Origin of the sequence: Paracoccus alcaliphilus (assembly GCF_028553725.1) — a bacterium.
Classification (GTDB): Bacteria; Pseudomonadota; Alphaproteobacteria; order Rhodobacterales; family Rhodobacteraceae; genus Paracoccus; species Paracoccus alcaliphilus.
This window is the reverse complement of sequence record NZ_CP067124.1, coordinates 1924522-1940500: the sequence shown is the minus strand read 5'-3', so window position 1 is coordinate 1940500 and position 15979 is coordinate 1924522. Positions and strand designations below refer to the sequence as shown.

The 15979-nt window shown below is 66.0% G+C and carries 15 protein-coding genes; 2 read left to right on the top strand and 13 right to left on the bottom strand.

Going from position 1 to position 15979, the window contains the following annotated elements:
* Nucleotides 1-424 precede the first annotated feature (424 nt).
* The 9 genes from JHW40_RS09970 to gmk form a co-directional block, all read right to left on the bottom strand.
* On the bottom strand, nt 425-748 hold the full coding sequence (locus JHW40_RS09970) for a 2Fe-2S iron-sulfur cluster-binding protein (protein ID WP_090610241.1): 324 nt from the start codon (nt 746-748) through the stop codon (nt 425-427).
* A 114-nt stretch (nt 749-862) separates the two neighbouring features.
* Nucleotides 863-2239: a DegQ family serine endoprotease gene (locus JHW40_RS09965; RefSeq protein ID WP_244519082.1), complete on the bottom strand. Its 1377-nt coding sequence runs from the start codon at nt 2237-2239 to the stop codon at nt 863-865.
* Between the two features lie 393 nt (nt 2240-2632).
* Nucleotides 2633-3889 carry a protease modulator HflC gene (hflC, locus tag JHW40_RS09960; protein ID WP_244519078.1) on the bottom strand — a complete coding sequence of 419 codons (1257 nt, stop codon included), beginning with the start codon at nt 3887-3889 and terminating at the stop codon, nt 2633-2635.
* Nucleotides 3889-5085, bottom strand: coding sequence for an FtsH protease activity modulator HflK (hflK, locus tag JHW40_RS09955; protein WP_090610192.1), 1197 nt, complete (start codon nt 5083-5085; stop codon nt 3889-3891). The genes hflC and hflK overlap by 1 nt, the downstream gene beginning before the upstream one ends.
* 126 nt (nt 5086-5211) lie before the next feature.
* Nucleotides 5212-6600: a glutathione-disulfide reductase gene (gene gorA / locus JHW40_RS09950; protein WP_090610193.1), complete on the bottom strand. Its 1389-nt coding sequence runs from the start codon at nt 6598-6600 to the stop codon at nt 5212-5214.
* Complete coding sequence (gene rpiA, locus JHW40_RS09945) at nt 6597-7355, bottom strand: ribose-5-phosphate isomerase RpiA (RefSeq protein WP_090610194.1); 759 nt, start codon at nt 7353-7355, stop codon at nt 6597-6599. The genes gorA and rpiA overlap by 4 nt, the downstream gene beginning before the upstream one ends.
* A gap of 87 nt (nt 7356-7442) precedes the next feature.
* Nucleotides 7443-8552 (bottom strand): sensor histidine kinase, encoded by a 1110-nt coding sequence (locus JHW40_RS09940; RefSeq protein ID WP_090610195.1) that lies wholly within the window; start codon nt 8550-8552, stop codon nt 7443-7445.
* On the bottom strand, nt 8549-9070 hold the full coding sequence (locus JHW40_RS09935) for a gamma carbonic anhydrase family protein (protein WP_090610196.1): 522 nt from the start codon (nt 9068-9070) through the stop codon (nt 8549-8551). The genes JHW40_RS09940 and JHW40_RS09935 overlap by 4 nt, the downstream gene beginning before the upstream one ends.
* The gene (gmk, locus tag JHW40_RS09930) at nt 9067-9732 is read right to left on the bottom strand and encodes a guanylate kinase (protein WP_090610197.1); all 666 of its coding nucleotides are present in this window, start codon (nt 9730-9732) and stop codon (nt 9067-9069) included. Before gmk ends, JHW40_RS09935 begins: the two co-directional genes overlap by 4 nt.
* Before the next feature lie 205 nt (nt 9733-9937).
* On the opposite strand from gmk, the gene JHW40_RS09925 reads away from it, so the two are divergent.
* Nucleotides 9938-10708, top strand: a complete 771-nt coding sequence (locus JHW40_RS09925) for a PAS domain-containing protein (protein WP_244519079.1) — start codon at nt 9938-9940, stop codon at nt 10706-10708.
* On the opposite strand, the gene rnd is transcribed toward JHW40_RS09925, so the two are convergent.
* Together rnd and tgt are read right to left on the bottom strand one after the other, a co-directional pair.
* Nucleotides 10705-11886 (bottom strand): ribonuclease D, encoded by a 1182-nt coding sequence (gene rnd / locus JHW40_RS09920; protein WP_419182437.1) that lies wholly within the window; start codon nt 11884-11886, stop codon nt 10705-10707. The genes JHW40_RS09925 and rnd overlap by 4 nt on opposite strands.
* Before the next feature lie 130 nt (nt 11887-12016).
* The gene (gene tgt, locus JHW40_RS09915) at nt 12017-13147 is read right to left on the bottom strand and encodes a tRNA guanosine(34) transglycosylase Tgt (RefSeq protein ID WP_090610243.1); all 1131 of its coding nucleotides are present in this window, start codon (nt 13145-13147) and stop codon (nt 12017-12019) included.
* A 120-nt stretch (nt 13148-13267) separates the two neighbouring features.
* Here tgt and JHW40_RS09910 point away from each other — a divergent pair, with 120 nt between their 5' ends.
* Nucleotides 13268-13633: an SUF system Fe-S cluster assembly protein gene (locus JHW40_RS09910; RefSeq protein ID WP_090610199.1), complete on the top strand. Its 366-nt coding sequence runs from the start codon at nt 13268-13270 to the stop codon at nt 13631-13633.
* 116 nt (nt 13634-13749) lie between these two features.
* On the opposite strand, the gene proB is transcribed toward JHW40_RS09910, so the two are convergent.
* Nucleotides 13750-14862, bottom strand: a complete 1113-nt coding sequence (gene proB / locus JHW40_RS09905) for a glutamate 5-kinase (protein WP_090610200.1) — start codon at nt 14860-14862, stop codon at nt 13750-13752.
* Nucleotides 14850-15884, bottom strand: coding sequence for a GTPase ObgE (gene obgE, locus JHW40_RS09900; protein WP_090610201.1), 1035 nt, complete (start codon nt 15882-15884; stop codon nt 14850-14852). Before obgE ends, proB begins: the two co-directional genes overlap by 13 nt.
* Between the last annotated feature and the right edge of the window lie 95 nt (nt 15885-15979).

Genomic DNA, 15979 nt, shown 5'->3' with positions numbered 1-15979 from the left:
GAAGGGCGGGGGTCGTCTCTATGAAATGGAAATTAGCACTTCGGCACCTTTCCGCCCATCGTTAAAACTTGAGTTAACGTTTAATTAACCTGACTTTTGGGATAGGTCAGAGGGGGCAAAGCCCCTTTAGATTTACGGAATGAAATAGAATACAATCTAAGGGGGTGTATACCATTGGTGGACTATCGCCGACGCCGGAAACTGATTCGGAACTGAATGGTGATTCGTGGCAGCGACGTTGCGTCAGGAATGGCCGGATTGTCGAAATTGCAGGCCTCATACACATATCGCGTATCCCGGGCCGTGCGGGACGCTGCATGTTGACGCGGGTACAAGTTACATGAATGGGTCGCCCGCCGGACGCAGATCATGAAAAAGGCGCCGCCCGCGGGCAGCGCCTGAATGAAACAAGTTGAAATTCAGCTTAAATCTGCCGTTCCGGCATCTGCACGACCAATCCGTCCAGCGCCTCGGTCACCTTGAGTTGGCAGGTCAGCCGTGAACGCTCCGGGTCGGGCTGATAGGCGAAATCCAGCATATCCTCTTCCATCGGGTCCTTGGGCGGCAACTGGTCCACCCAGGCGGGATCCACATAGACATGACAGGTCGAACAGGCACAGGCCCCGCCGCAATCGGCATCGATGCCGGGAATACCATTGTCGCGTGCGCCCTCCATCACCGTCATGCCGGGCTTGACCTCGACCTCGTGACGGGTGCCGTTATGCTCGATATAGGTAATTCTGGCCATGTCGCTTGCTTCCCTTTGCCTGCCAGCGAAATAGGCCATCGGGACCGCATTGAAAAGGGGCGACCCCAAAGGACCGCCCCACCATTTGAACCCGTGTCGGAACGCCCCGGGCGCTTATTCCTCGCCCACCGGCAGCGCGACAAAGCGCGGCTCTCCGGCGCGGCGGATCAGCACCAGCACCGATTTGCGGCCCGCCTCGCGCGCCTCGTCGATGCGGCTGTCCAGATCGGCGACGGTGGCGACCGGCTGCTGGCCCATCTCGGTGATGACATCACCCGGTGCCAGCCCCTTCTCGGCGGCGGCGCTTTCGGGATTAACCTCGTTGATGACCAGCCCGGTCGCATCACGCGACAGGCCCAGCTCGGCCGCGACTTCGGGCGTCAGCGGGGCCAGCGACATGCCCAGAACCTCGGACGAGCCGCTGCTGTCCGCTGGTCCGCCCTCTTCGCCGCTGCTGGTGCCTTCGGCCAGTTCACGGCGCCCCAGCGTCACGCTCAGCGTCTCGGGATTGCCCTCGCGCATGACCACGACATCGACCGCCTCTCCGGCAGGGGCTTCGGCCACGCGGCGCACAAGGCTGCGGGTATCCTGAACGTCGCCACCGTCAAAGCTGGTGATGACATCGCCCGCGCGCATCCCGGCATCCTTGGCCGGGCCGTCGGGCACATCGGTGACCATCGCGCCGTGTTCGGTGGACAGGCCAAGCGCCTCGGCCATGTCGGGGGTAACGTCCTGGATCTTGACGCCCAACCAGCCGCGCCGGGTCTCGCCATATTCCTGCAACTGGTGGATCACCGACGAGACGACATTCGACGCCATCGAGAAACCGATCCCGATCGAGCCGCCATTGGGCGACAGGATCGCGGTATTCACCCCGATCACCTCGCCCTCAAGGTTGAACAGCGGCCCGCCAGAGTTGCCCCGGTTGATCGCCGCGTCCGTTTGCAGATAATCGTCATAGGTGCCCGACAATTCGCGGTTGCGGGCCGAGATGATGCCGGAACTGGCCGAGAAGCCCTGCCCCAGCGGGTTCCCCAGCGCCAGCACCCAGTCGCCCACCCGCGCGGCATCGGAATCGCCGAATTCAAGGAAGGGCAGCGCCTCGTCGCCCTCGACCTTCAGCAGCGCGACATCTGTATTCGGGTCGCGGCCCACAACGGTGGCGGGCAGGCGCTTGCCGGAATAGAACTCGATCTCGATCTCGTCCGCGCCGTCGATGACGTGGTTGTTGGTGACGATGAACCCGTCGGCCGAGATCACGAAACCCGATCCCAGCGCGTTCGAGCGTTGCGGCGGCATGCCGCGCCCGCCCGGCGCCTGCTGCCCCGGTCCGGGCATGCCGGGAAAGCCGAATTCGCGGAACAGGTCCGAAAACGGGCTGCCCTCGGGGAACATCGGCCCGTTGGTCGGCTGCGAAACGACGGCGGTGGTGGTGATGTTGACCACGGCGGGGGCCACCTGCTCGACCAGATCGGCAAAGCTGTTGGGCATGACCTGCTGGGCTTCGCCATTGCGCGCGCCAAGCGGTTCGTTGTTGTTCGCCGCTTCCTGCGCCTGCTGGCTGGCCTCGGGCGAGATGTCCTGGGCGGCCAGTTGCGCACCCGCAAAGCCCAGGCCCAGTGTCAGGGCAACGGCCGAGGCCGTCAGAAGATGCCGGGGGGAAAGCGTTTTCATTCGTGGTGTCCTCATCTGTCGGGATGATCCTTTGCGACCGATATTGTGCCGCCGGGACGCGCCGATCAAAACGGATATAGGTCGATGTTACAAATAAACCACGCTCGCGGAAGATGAAGTGATCGTGATTTTCATTGCAGCCGCACTTTTCGCGGCAGGACCTTGATGCAGAACGGGCGGAGATCACCACCTCCGCCCGCCTTTCTGGTTTCAGTTGGTCTGTTCCGCACCCTCAGCGGCCTCGTCCGGCGCATCTGCAGGCGCGGGTTCGGGATCCGGTTCGGGCTCGGCCTCTGGCACCGGATCCGCTTCGGGGTCGGCGGCGGGCGCGGCTTCATCCGCGCCGTTCTCGGCCTCGGCGGGCGGGACTGCGGCGGAGGGCGTTTGCGGCGGCGTCACCAGATTTTCCGGCACCGGCGTCAGCCTGACCCCGGCGGATTCGCCAAGCGGGTTGCCCTCGCGGTCGGTGACGGTCGGCGTCACCAGATCGTCGTCATCATCCTCGGTCTCTGTCCTTGCTTCGGGCACGATGGACGACGCGCGGTTGCCCGGCGGCACCGGCTCGGAGGCCGGGGTCGCGCGGCTGCCGCCATCATCGCGCAGATAGGTGAAGAACTCGCCATCCGGGCTGATGACCATCGAGCTGTTCTCGCCCCGCAGCGCCCGTTCGTATGACGTCATCGAGCGGGTGAAGGCGAAGAATTCCGGATCGCGGCCAAAGGCATCGGCATAGATCGCGTTCCGCTGCGCATCGGCCTCACCGCGGATCACCTCGGACCGTTTCGTCGCTTCCGAGGTCAGTTCGACCACGGTCCGGTCGGCGGCGGCGCGGACACGCTGCGCGGCCTCGCCACCACGGGCGATCTCGTCGGCGGCCTCGCGCTGCCGTTCGGCCCGCATCCGCGCATAGGTCGCGGTCAGGTTCTGCTCGGGCAGGTCGGTGCGGGTCAGGCGCACGTCGATGATCTCGACCCCCAGCCCGGCCGAGTTGTTGCGCGCCTCGTCGCGGATCTGGTTCATCAGCGCGGTCCGGTCATCCGACAGCACCTGCGTCGAAGGAACGGTACCCAGAACCTCGCGGATGGCGTTGCGGACGATGGGTTCCAGCCGGCCATGCGCGCCTTGAATGCCGTTCGGGCCAACCGCCTGACGGAAGCGGACCACATCGACGATGCGCCAGCGGGCAAAGGCATCGACGACCAGACGGCGGTCATCCAGCGGCGTGACCTCCAGCGGCGTCGTCGGCAGGCCAAGGATGCGGCCGTCGAATTTCTCGACATTGTCAAGGAACGGCACCTTGACGCCCAGTCCCGGTTCTTCCTGCACCGACACGACACGACCGATGCGCAGCACCAGCGCCTTTTCGCGTTCATCCACGATATAGAGCGACGATGCCGCCAGAACGCCGACCACGACCAGCGCCGGGATCAACAGGGTGGACAGGGGGATTCTTCTGCGCGGGGCCATCAGTTCGACCCTCCTTCATTGCCGGATTGCGGCGGCTGACGGCGCAATTGGTCAAGCGGCAGATAGGGCACGATATTCGAATTCTCGCCCTGCTCGGTCAGGATGACCTTGTCCACGTCTCCCAGAACCTTCTCCATCGTTTCCAGATACATGCGGCGGCGGGTCACTTCCGGCGCCTTGACATATTCCTCATAGACCGAGTTGAAGCGCGACGCCTCACCCTGGGCGCTGTTGACCGCCTGGGCGCGATAGCCCTCGGCCTGTTCCAGCATCGCGGCGGCTTCACCGCGGGCGCTGGCCAGAACCCGGTTGGCATAGGCGTCGGCCTCTTTCTCAAGCCGGTCGCGTTCCTGCTGCGCGGCCTGAACCTCGCGGAAGCTGTCGATCACCTCAGAGGGCGGGTCGGCGCGGTCAAGGTTCACCCGGACCACGCTGATCCCCGATTGATAGGCATCCAGCGTGCGCTGCACCGCGTCCTGAAGGTCGCTGGCGATGGTGCCGCGATCGCGGTTCAGGATCGGCGCCAGTTCGGAGCGCGCGATGATGTCGCGCATGGCCGATTCAGATACGGCGCGGATCGTGTCGCCCGGATCGGCCAGGTTGAACAGGTATTTTTCGGGGTCGGTGATGTTCCAGACCACCTGATATTCCATATCCACGATATTCTGGTCGCGGGTCAGCATCAGCCCGCTGTCCATCGGCCCGGCCCGGCCGGTGCCGATCTCGGTCACACGTTCGTTGGTGACCTGCACCACCTCGGCCGTGACGAAGGGCCAGGGGGCAAAGTTCAGACCCTCGGTCCCCACGGCGACGGCGCGGCCGAACAGGAACTCGACGCTCTTTTCGTTGGTCTGCACGCGATAGAAGCTGCTGAAGGCCCACAGCCCGACCGCCACCAGACCGGCAATGACCAGCGTGTTGCGGTTAAGGCCGAAACCCGGACCCGAGGGATCGCGGCCACCACCGCGCCCGCCACCACCGCCGCCGCCACGCCCGCCCATCAGGACGCGCAGACGCTCTTGCCCCTTCTTCATCAGCTCTTCGATTTCGGGCATCTGCTGATCGCCCTGCCCCGGCTTGCGTGGCCCCTTTGGCGGCTGCTGATTGTCCCAAGGTCGGTTCGCCGGACGTTTGTCGCGGTCGTCGTCACCACCGCCGCCATTGCCTCCGCCGCCCCAAGGGCCTTGATTTGCCATATGCTCGACCTTCTTTCGCGTGTGATTTCCGTTGCCTGCAAACTGGGGTCGATGACCGGAAAGTCAACCCCGGTTTGCCTCTATTGCATGGCTGGCGGATGCGGCGCAGGGACGCGCCCGCCCCGATCAGCCATCATTTCCGCCGTTTTCGCCGATCCGCCGGGACCGAGACCGCATGGTGACCAGTTCCTCGGCGATGGTCGGATGCACCGCCATTGTGGCGTCGAAATCGGCCTTGGTGCAACCCATCGTGATCGGGATCGCGGCCAGCTGGATCATCTCTCCGGCCGAGGGGCCGAAGATGTGGCAGCCCAGCACCCGGTCGTCGCTGGGATCGACCAGCAGCTTCATCAGCACCTTCGCGTCCGAGCCCGCGAACATCGACTGCATCGGCCGGAACTGCGCGGAATAGACATCGACGGGTCCGCGTTCCGCCGCCTGTTCCTCGGTCAGGCCGATGCTGCCCAGCTCGTGCGGGCGCATATAGACGGCGCTGGCCACCGGATCGTGACGGACCTTGCGCGGTTTCGCCCCGAAGATCGTGTCGGCAAAGCTGTGGCCCTCGCGGATCGCGACCGGGGTCAGGTTCACCCGGTCGGTGACATCGCCCACCGCGAAGATCGAGGGAACCGCCGTCTGCGACCATTCGTCAACCTCGATCGCGCCGCCCTTGCCCAGCCGGACGCCGGTATTTTCCAGCCCCAGATCGCCGGTATAGGGCTTGCGGCCGGTGGCGAAGAACACCGCGTCGAATTCCTCGCTGGCACCGTCGTCGAAATGCGCCAGCACCCGGTCGCCCTGCCGTTCCAGCCGCGTCGGGCTGACGCCAAGGCGCAGATCGACGCCGCAGGTGGACAGTTGCAGGGTTGCCAGATCGCGCGCCTCGCGGTCAAAGCCGCGCAGCACCGCATCGCCGCGATAGGCCTGCACCGTGCCCACCCCCAGCCCGTTCAGGATGGTGGCGAATTCACAGGCGATGAAGCCGCCGCCGACCAGCAGCGCGCGGCGCGGCAGCTGCTCCATCAGGAACAGATCGTCCGAGATCAGGCCCAGATCCTCGCCCGGGATGCCCGGTTTCGCAGGGCGTCCGCCCACGGCGATCAGGATATGGCGGGCGGTCACGCGGGCGCCGTCCGCCAGCTCGACCGTGTGGTGATCGGCCAGCCGGGCGCGGCATTTGTGGATCGTGACACCGGCCTTTTCCAGCCCCGAGGCATAGATCGTCTCAAGCCGCACCAGTTCGGCATCCAGCTTCTGGCGGAACACCTCCCAGTCGAACAGTCCCGTCGCGGCCCCCTGCCAGCCATAGCCGCGCATCTCCTCGGCCATGCCGGGGGCGGAGGCGGCAAAGATCATCAGCTTCTTGGGCACGCAGCCACGAATGACGCAGGTGCCGCCCATGCGGCTTTCCTCGGCCAGACCGACCCGCGCACCGTATTGGGACGCCGCGATCCGCGCCGCCCGAACCCCGCCCGAACCGCCGCCGATCACGAACAGGTCATAGTCGAAGCTCATGGCGCGGTATCCTCGTCCGCGACCGGCACTTCGCCTTCTTCGGGGCGGCGCAGTTCGGCCACGCTGCCATCGGGACGCCCGATGATGGCCAGATCGCAGATGCCCAGAAACAAGCCATGCTCGACCACGCCCGGAATCGCCGACAGGGCGCGGGCCAGCGCGGGCGCGTCCGGGATCACCTCCAGCGACAGATCGAGGATGAAATTCCCCTCATCGGTCACGAAGGGCGCATCACCCCGCATCCGTTGCAGGACCGGACGATCCGCCAGATCCAGCCCGTCCAGCGCGCGCTGGATCAGCACCCGCGTCGCGTCAAAGCCGAAGGGCACGACCTCGACCGGCAAATGAAAGGCGCCCAGCCGGTCCACCACCTTGCCCGGATCGGCGATCACCACCATCCGGTCGCTGGCGCGGGCGACGATCTTTTCGCGCAGATGCGCGCCACCGCCGCCCTTGATCAGGCTCAGGTCGGGATCGACCTCGTCGGCGCCGTCGATGGTCAGGTCCAGCCAGCCGATATCGTCAAGGCTTTCGACCCGCAGCCCCAGCCGCGCGGCCAGTTCCGCCGTCGCCTTCGAGGTCGCGGCGCAACGCAGCGACAGACCTTCGGTCCTTGCCCTCTCGGCCAGCACCTCGACCATGATCGACGCGGTCGAGCCGGTGCCAAGCCCCAGCTTCATGCCGTCCTGAACCAGTGCCACAGCCGCGCGGGATGCAGCCAGCTTGGCGGGATCGGGTTGCGATGATGTCGTCATGGGCACCTCCAGTTCCTCGGGTCGAGGGATTTATAGGGGAAGCATCCGGCAAGGGCGAGGGCCAGATGCGCGCAACCGGGTCACGGGTCACCCCCGCGTCAGCGTCTCGGGCAGGATCACGGTGAAGCGACTGCCCTGCCCCTTGCGGCTTTCGATCTTCAGCCTGCCGCGATGGCGGTTGATGATGTGCTTGACGATGGCCAGCCCCAGCCCGGTGCCGCCCTGCGCCCGCGCACGATGGGTATCGACGCGATAGAAACGCTCGGTCAGGCGCGGCAGGTGCATTTCATCGACCCCCTCGCCCTGATCCTCGACATCGACCGCCCAGCCGGGGCCGCGCAGCAACGGCTCGTGGTCGATGCGGGACATGGTGACCCGCACCACCCCGCCCGAGCCACCGTATTTCACCGCGTTCTCGATCAGGTTCTGGAACACCTGCACCAGTTGGTCGGGATCGGCAGGCAGGCGCTGGCTGCCGTCGATGTCCTGCGTCTCGATCCGCACCCCGGCGGCACTGGCGGCGGGTGACATCGTGGCCACCACGCCGCGCAGCAACAGCGGCAGGTCCACCATGGTCGCGGGGCGGCGGCGTTCATCGGACTGCACCCGGGTCAGCGACAGCAGATCGTGGATCAGCCGGTTCATCCGGGCGGCCTCGCGCTCCATGATGTCCAGAAAGCGGTCGCGCGCGGCGCTGTCATTGCGGGCCGGGCCACGCAGGGTCTCGATAAAGCCGGTCATGGCGGTCAGCGGCGTGCGCAACTCGTGGCTGACATTGGCGACGAAATCGCGGCGCATCTGTTCGGCCTGTTCGTCCGCGGTGCGGTCCTGCAACACGATCATCGCGCCCCCCGCCAGCTTGTCAGGCAAGGGAGAAACCGTCACCTCGACCGCCAGATCGCGCCCGTCGGCTCCGATCACCGTGCGCAGCCGCACCGCGCCTTCGGCCGGGGTCGGCAGCGCGGGATCGGGGGTCGGCGCGGGATATTGACCCGGCTTCAGCACCCAGTCCACGGCCTGCACAACGGCGGGCTGACGCAGGACGGTGACAAAGGGTCGATCCAGCAGATCGTCGCCGAACATCGCCCGCGCGGCGCTGTTGGCGCCGATCATCCTTGCGCGGGAATCGACGATCAGCACCGGAACCGGCACGCCATCCCACAACCCGGTGATCCGGCGCGACAGGTCCTGCGTCATCCCACCGCCCGCAGGCTGGCGCGGAACCGGGCGGCATTGTCGCGATAACGTCGGGCCGCGGCCAGCAGCCCCTGTCGCGCCTCGTCGTCCAGAGTGCGGATGACCTTGCCGGGCGCGCCCATCACCAGCGCGCCGGGGGGGATCTCCTTGGCCTCGGCAATCAACGCGCCCGCCCCGATCAGCGCACCCGCGCCGATACGGGCGCCGTTCAGAATCGTCGCCCCCATGCCGATCAGCGCGCCGTCGCCGATGGTGCAGCCATGCAGGATGGCGCGATGGCCGATGGTGCAATCGGTGCCGATGCGCAGCGGATAACCCGGATCGGTATGGCAGACGCAGAGGTCCTGCACATTGCTGCCCCGGCCCACGCGGATTTCCTCGTTATCGCCACGCAGCACCGCGCCCCACCAGACCGAAGCGCCCGGTTCCAGCACGACATTGCCCACCAACTGCGCATCCGGCGCCACCCATGCGTCCTGCGCCAGATGCGGTGCGATGCCGTCCAGTTCCCAGATCATGCCTCGTTCTCCTCCATCAGCGCCCGTACGAAGGGACCAAGCCCGGTCTGGCGTTCACGGCGCAACCGTTCGGCCATCAGTATGGTGCGCAGCCTTGCCTCGGTCTGATCCAGATCGTCATTGATCAGCACATAGTCATATTCCGCCCAATGGCTGATCTCGGCGCGCGATTTTTCCATCCGGCCACGAATGACCTGATCACTGTCCTGCCCGCGCGTACGCAGCCGCCGCTCCAGCTCCGCAAGCGAGGGCGGCAGCACGAAGATCGACACCACCTGCGATCCCAGCGCCGAGGCGCGGATCTGCTGCCCCCCCTGCCAGTCCACGTCGAACAGCGTATCACGACCCTCGCGCATGGCGACCTCGACCGGGCCGCGCGGAGTACCGTAGAAATTGCCGAAGACCTCGGCATGTTCCAGCATCTGCCCCGCCCCGACCAGAGAGCGGAAGGAATCGGCGGTGGTGAAATGATAATGCTGCCCGTCAACCTCGCCCGGACGCGGCGGGCGGGTCGTGGCCGAGACCGAAAAGCGCAGATGCGGGTCCCATTCCATCAGCCGCCGCGCCAGCGTCGATTTCCCCGCGCCCGAGGGCGAGGACAGGATGATCAGCAGCCCCGTCCTCTGCCCGGGCCCCGTCCTGTGATCCGCTGCGTGATCCATCAGGCACCATCCTTCGCAAATTCCCGTCGGCGACGGGATGGACCAGCAGGCCACGCCGGTCAAGTGCCCGCATCTTAACCTCTTCTTAACTTGCGACTCGGCATGGCGGGCGGGCAGTGCTATGTTTCGCACCAAGGATGGCTGCGGCCCGGCGGGTGGGTGGCGTCGTTCGTGGTGCAAGTACTGTCAGAAAGGTTTCCCGATCGTGTCCGAACCCGGCGAGGACGATGCCCCCGGCCAGCAACCGGACGGCGCGCAGCTTCTGCGGCTGACGGATTACGGCGGCATCGGCATGGCAAGGATCCTGACCGACCTGCGCGATTACTGGCAAAGCCTGCGCCGTGGCCGCGCCGTTCCCGCCCGCGCCGATGTGGAACCGCATGGCATCAGCCGGGCGCTGGATTACGCCTTCGTGCTGGAAAGGATCGCGCCGGGGGCCGCGCGGTTCCGGCTGGCCGGACGGCATCTGATCGACCTGATGGGGATGGAGGTGCGCGGCATGCCCATCTGCACGATGCTGAACCCCTCGTCGCGCGGGCGCTTTTCTGACGTGCTGGAAACCGTCTTTCGCGCCCCCCAGATCGCCGAATTCCGTCTGCGCGCACAGGCCGACTATGCCCGGCCGGAACTGGTCGGACGCATGCTGGTCCTGCCGCTGCGGTCGGATCTGGGCGATGTGACGCGGGCGCTTGGCTGCCTGATATCCGAAGGCGATCCGGGCGCCGCGCCGCGCCGCTTCGACATCGTGGGGGAAGACCTGCAACCGCTGTTCGACGGCGGCGGCATCATGGCGCCTTCGGCCACGCTGTCACGCCCCCCCGCCACGGCCGGATTCGCCGAAGAGCCGGGCCGTTTCGACTTTCGCCACGCCACCCGGGCGCCGCGCAAGCCGGTGCCCCAGCCGCGCGACATCCCCCAGACGCCGGCCGAGCGGCGGGCGATGTTCCGCCTGATCGACGGCAAGGACGAAACCTAGTCCGCTGGCACGACCCGCACGGCACCGCCGCGCGCCGACAGGGCGATTTCGCCCGCCGCCAGCCGCAGCGCGTCATTGCCGAACACCTCGGCCCGCCAGCCCTTCAGCGCCGGAACCTCACGGTCTCCGGTCGCGATCGCATCCAGATCCGAGGACGAGGCGATCAGCTTGGGCGCCACCCCGGCCGCATCCGCCTTGGCCTTCAGCAGCACGCGCAGCAGATCCGACAGCGCCGCATTGCCCGGCTTGCCCGGCTCTTCCGCCTTGGGTTTGGGCAGGTCCTTGGTTTCTTGCCCCAGCTGGACGGCGGCCAGAATGCCATTGGCGATATCGCCCCGGCGCGCATCGCGCAGCAACAGGCGCGACCGGCCCAGATCGGCCTCGGAGGCCGGTTTGGTCGAGGCCAGCTCGATCATCGCATCGTCCTTGTAAACGCGCGTGCGGGGTATGTCGCGTTCCTGCGCATAGCTTTCGCGAAAGCGGGCCAGTTCGCGCAGGATCGCCAGAAAGCGCGGGGAATTGGTGCGGGTACGCACCTTCATCCAGGCTTCCTCGGGCCGGGTGATATAGGTCTCGGGGTTCTCCAGAACCGCCAGTTCCTCGGCCAGCCAGCTTTCGCGATCATTCCGGCGCAGCTCGGCCGCAAGGAATTCATAGATCGAACGCAGATGCGTCACATCCGCCAGCGCATAGGATTTCTGCGCATCCGACAGCGGTCTGCGCGACCAGTCGGTAAAGCGAGAGGATTTGTCCAGACTGGCCCGCGCGATCTTGCGCACCAATGTCTCGTATCCCACCTGCTCGCCAAAGCCGCAGACCATGGCGGCAACCTGCGTGTCGAACAGCGGCTTGGGAAACAGCCCGGCATCGTGGAAGAAGATTTCCAGATCCTGCCGCGCGGCGTGAAACACCTTGACCGTGGCCTCGTGCCGGAACAGATCATATAGCGGTTCCAGCGACAGTCCGGGGGCCAGCGGATCGACCAGCACGGCCTCGCCGCCCTGATTGTCGGCATCCGAGACCGGCGGCAACGCCAGCTGGATCAGGCACAGCTTGGACCAATAGGTCCGCTCGCGCAGGAATTCGGTATCGACGGTGACATAGGGCGCGCGTTTTGCCGTGTGACAGAAACGCGCCAGAGCCTCGGTTTCGGTGATCGTGATGATGTCGGCGCTCATGCAGCTCTTTCACTTCGTGGCGGGTCATCCGCCAATCCGCAAGCCATAAGACCAAGTCATGGATTTGAAAAGACTGCACGCAATGCAAACTGAACGAATCCGGCCAAAGATTGATGCAGGTTCCGCCACGTCAAAGCGGTGGAATATCCCCCCCGGCCCGCTGTGCATGGAAATCCGCCACGAAATCGTCCAGCATGCCCGCCGCGATGGCCGCCCGCAGCCCGGCCATCAATTCCTGGAAATAATGCAGGTTGTGCCAGGTCAGCAGCATGCCCGAGATCATCTCCTGCGCACGGAAAACGTGGTGCAGATAGGCGCGGGAATAGCCGGTGCAGGCGGGGCAGCTGCAATCCGCATCCAGCGGGCGCGGATCATCGGCATGACGCGCGTTCTTGATGTTCAACTGCCCGCGCCGGGTCCATGCCTGCCCGGTCCGCCCCGAGCGAGAGGGCAGCACGCAATCCATCATGTCCACGCCCCGCTGCACCGCGCCCACGATATCGTCGGGCTTGCCCACCCCCATCAGATAGCGCGGCTTGTCGGCAGGCAGGCATCCGGGGGCATAGTCGAGAACGCCGAACATCGCCTCCTGCCCCTCGCCCACGGCCAGCCCGCCGATGGCATAGCCGTCGAAACCGATGGCCTTCAATGCCTCGGCGCTTTCCTCGCGCAATTCGCGGGTGACACCGCCCTGCATGATGCCGAACAGCGCATGCCCGGGCCGGTCGCCAAAGGCATCGCGCGACCGCTGCGCCCACCGCATCGACATGCGCATCGAGGCCGCCACCGTCTGCTTATCGGCAGGCAGTGCCGGGCATTCGTCGAAACACATGACGATATCGGATCCCAGCAGCCGCTGGATTTCCATGCTGGTTTCCGGCGACAGCATGTGTTTCGAGCCGTCGATATGGCTGGCGAAGGTCACGCCCTCTTCGGTCAGCTTGCGCAGACCGGCCAGCGACATCACCTGAAAGCCGCCCGAATCGGTCAGGATCGGGCGGTCCCAGTTCATGAAACGGTGCAGCCCACCCAGACGCGCGATGCGTTCCGCGCCGGGCCTCAGCATCAGGTGATAGGTGTTGCCCAGCAGGATGTCGGCCCCGGTCGCGCGCACCGATTCCGGCAACATCGCCTTGACCGTCGCCGCCGTTCCCACCGGCATGAAGGCGGGCGTGCGGATGGTGCCGCGCGGGGTGTCGATCCGTCCGGTGCGGGCCTTGCCATCGGTCGCATCAAGCGTGAATGAGAAACGGTCGGTCATCTGCGGCATCCATCAGGGCGAAAATGAAGCGCCGTCCTTAGCCCTTTTGCGCCGCCGGCGCAACGCGCCGCACTGGACCCGACCCGGTCTCTGCCCTATATATCTGGATGAATTGACAGGATGACGCCCATGAACCAGCCCATCGCGGAAGGAGAGCCCCTGATCCGGCCCTCGACCACCGACCACGCCCTTTACGAACCGATCGTCGATGCCTGCAAAACCGTCTATGATCCGGAAATCCCGGTCAATATCTTCGATCTGGGCCTGATCTACACGCTCGAGATCAACGAGGCCAGCGAGGTCCGGGTGATCATGACACTGACCGCCCCCGGCTGCCCCGTCGCCGGAGAGATGCCCGGCTGGGTCGCCGATGCGGTCGAATCCGTGCCCGGCGTCAAGCAGGTCGATGTCGAAATGACCTTCGAGCCGCAATGGGGCATGGACATGATGTCCGACGAAGCGCGGCTGGAACTGGGCTTCATGTAATCACGCCCCCCACGAATGACCGGGCGGGTGGCCGGGACCGGGGGCTTGCCCCCCGAGCCTCTGCTGCCCCTCGATGGGGAGGCAGAGGCTTCCCCCTTCCCGACGGTTCAACCCGCCTACAGCGCCATATCGTCGCGATGGATCAACGCCGCGCGGCCACTATATCCCAGAATACCCTCGATATCGGCCGAGCGATGCCCTGCGATGCGCCGCGCCTCATCCCCGGTATAGCGGGTCAGCCCGATGGCCAGCGTCTGCCCGGCCAAACCCACCACCGCCACCGGATCGCCGCGCCCGAACTCTCCGATGACCAGACGCACCCCGGCAGGCAGCAGGGACTTGCCGCGCCCCAGCGCCGCGGCCGCGCCATCGTCGATCATCAGCGTGCCTTTCGGCTTCATCGCCGCGATCCAGCGCTTGCGGGCAATCTGCGGATCGCTCTCGGGCAGGAACCAGCTGGCCCGTGCACCATTCGCCACCGCAGACAGCGGCCTCAGCACCGAACCTTCGGCGATCGCCATCGCACAGCCCCCGGCAATCGCGGTGCGCGCCGCCATCAGCTTGGTCTTCATGCCGCCCTTGGACAGACCCGAGACCGGATCGCCGCCCATCGCCTCGATCTCGGGCGTCAGCGCCCCGATCACCGGCAGATGGCGGGCATCCGGGTCGGTCTTGGGATTGGCGGTATAAAGCCCATCCACATCCGACAGCAACAACAGCTGATCCGCCCCGCAGGTCACGGCAATCTGCGCCGCCAGCCGGTCATTGTCGCCAAAGCGGATCTCATCCGTGGCAATGGTGTCATTCTCGTTCACGATGGGCACGACGCCCAGCCCCAGCAACGTCTGCATGGTCGCCCGGCTGTTCAGATAGCGGCGACGGTCGGCGCTGTCCTCCAGCGTGACCAGAACCTGCGCCGTGGTCACGCCATGCGGCGCCAGCGCCTCTTCATAGGCGCGGGCCAGACGGATCTGCCCGACAGCCGCCGCCGCCTGCGCCTGCTCCAGCGGCAAAGGCCCGTCGGGCAGGCCCAGCACCCGCCGCCCCAGCGCGATCGACCCTGACGAGACCAGCGCCACATCGACACCCCGGCCCCGCCATTCGGCCACATCGTCGCACAGCGCCCGCAACCAGTCGCCGCGCAGCCCCTCGGGCCCGACCAGCAAGGCCGAACCGATCTTGATCACCAGCCTGCGAGCATCCGTCAACAAGGGTGCTAGGGCTGCCATGGCGCGTCGGACCCGTCATCGGAACTCACCTGCCGCGTGGGCGCGATCTCGGCCCACAACCCGCGCAGCACCTCGGTCACACCGGTCTTTGCCACGCCGGACATCAGCAGCACCGGCTCGCCGATCTCGGCCTCCAGCGCCGCCCTGCGTTCGGCAAGGGTCTCTTCATCCAGCGCATCGATCTTGTTCAGCGCCGTCACGCGCGGCTTCTCCATCAGCACCCCGGAATAGGCCGCAAGCTCGGTCAGGATGGTGCGCGCATCCCCCGCCACATCCTCCGAAGTGCCATCGACCAGATGCAGCAGCACCCGCGAACGCTCGATATGACCCAGAAACTGATCGCCCAGGCCCCGGCCTTCGCTGGCACCTTCGATCAGGCCGGGAATATCGGCCATGACGAATTCATGCCCATCGACGCCGACCACCCCCAGATTGGGATGCAGCGTTGTAAAGGGATAATCCGCGATCTTGGGCCGGGCATTGGAGACCGCGGCCAGAAAGGTCGATTTCCCGGCATTGGGCAGACCGACCAGCCCGGCATCCGCAATCAGCTTCAGCCGCAGCCAGATGGTGCGCTCGACCCCCTGCTGCCCCGGATTGGCATTGCGCGGCGCGCGATTGGTCGAGGTCTTGAAATGCAGGTTCCCCCAGCCACCATTGCCACCCCGGGCCAGCAACACCCGGCTTCCGGGCTCGGTCAGATCGGCGATGACGGTCTCCTCGTCCTCGTCCAGGATCTCTGTGCCCACCGGAACCTTCAGCGTGATGTCGTCGCCCGATTTCCCGGTCATCTGGCTGCCCATGCCGTGCTGGCCGGACTTGGCAAAGAAATGCTGCTGATAGCGGAAATCGATCAGCGTATTCAGCCCTTGAATGGCTTCGACCCAGACATCGCCGCCATTGCCGCCATCGCCGCCATCCGGCCCGCCATATTCGATGAACTTCTCGCGCCGGAACGAGACACATCCCGCACCCCCGCCACCCGAGCGGATATAGACCTTGGCCAGATCGAGAAACTTCATGTCGCGGCTCCTTTTGCCGATTGCGATACGCGCAAGCACCCCCAAAACGCAAGGGGCACCCCACGCAAAGCCCCGGGATCCACGTCCGAAACGCC

Bases quoted from the DNA above. Each gene is read 5' to 3' on its own strand.
- JHW40_RS09940 (WP_090610195.1), bottom strand. From the start codon at position 8,552: ATGACGCAGGACCTGTCGCGCCGGATCACCGGGTTGTGGGATGGCGTG.
- tgt (WP_090610243.1), bottom strand. From the start codon at position 13,147: ATGACCGACCGTTTCTCATTCACGCTTGATGCGACCGATGGCAAGGCC.
- hflK (WP_090610192.1), bottom strand. From the start codon at position 5,085: ATGGCAAATCAAGGCCCTTGGGGCGGCGGAGGCAATGGCGGCGGTGGT.
- hflC (WP_244519078.1), bottom strand. From the start codon at position 3,889: ATGGCCCCGCGCAGAAGAATCCCCCTGTCCACCCTGTTGATCCCGGCG.
- rnd (WP_419182437.1), bottom strand. From the start codon at position 11,886: ATGAGCGCCGACATCATCACGATCACCGAAACCGAGGCTCTGGCGCGT.
- JHW40_RS09935 (WP_090610196.1), bottom strand. From the start codon at position 9,070: ATGATCTGGGAACTGGACGGCATCGCACCGCATCTGGCGCAGGACGCA.
- gmk (WP_090610197.1), bottom strand. From the start codon at position 9,732: ATGGATCACGCAGCGGATCACAGGACGGGGCCCGGGCAGAGGACGGGG.
- proB (WP_090610200.1), bottom strand. From the start codon at position 14,862: ATGGCAGCCCTAGCACCCTTGTTGACGGATGCTCGCAGGCTGGTGATC.
- JHW40_RS09970 (WP_090610241.1), bottom strand. From the start codon at position 748: ATGGCCAGAATTACCTATATCGAGCATAACGGCACCCGTCACGAGGTC.
- JHW40_RS09910 (WP_090610199.1), top strand. From the start codon at position 13,268: ATGACGCCCATGAACCAGCCCATCGCGGAAGGAGAGCCCCTGATCCGG.
- JHW40_RS09965 (WP_244519082.1), bottom strand. From the start codon at position 2,239: ATGCCCAACAGCTTTGCCGATCTGGTCGAGCAGGTGGCCCCCGCCGTG.
- rpiA (WP_090610194.1), bottom strand. From the start codon at position 7,355: ATGACGACATCATCGCAACCCGATCCCGCCAAGCTGGCTGCATCCCGC.
- gorA (WP_090610193.1), bottom strand. From the start codon at position 6,600: ATGAGCTTCGACTATGACCTGTTCGTGATCGGCGGCGGTTCGGGCGGG.
- obgE (WP_090610201.1), bottom strand. From the start codon at position 15,884: ATGAAGTTTCTCGATCTGGCCAAGGTCTATATCCGCTCGGGTGGCGGG.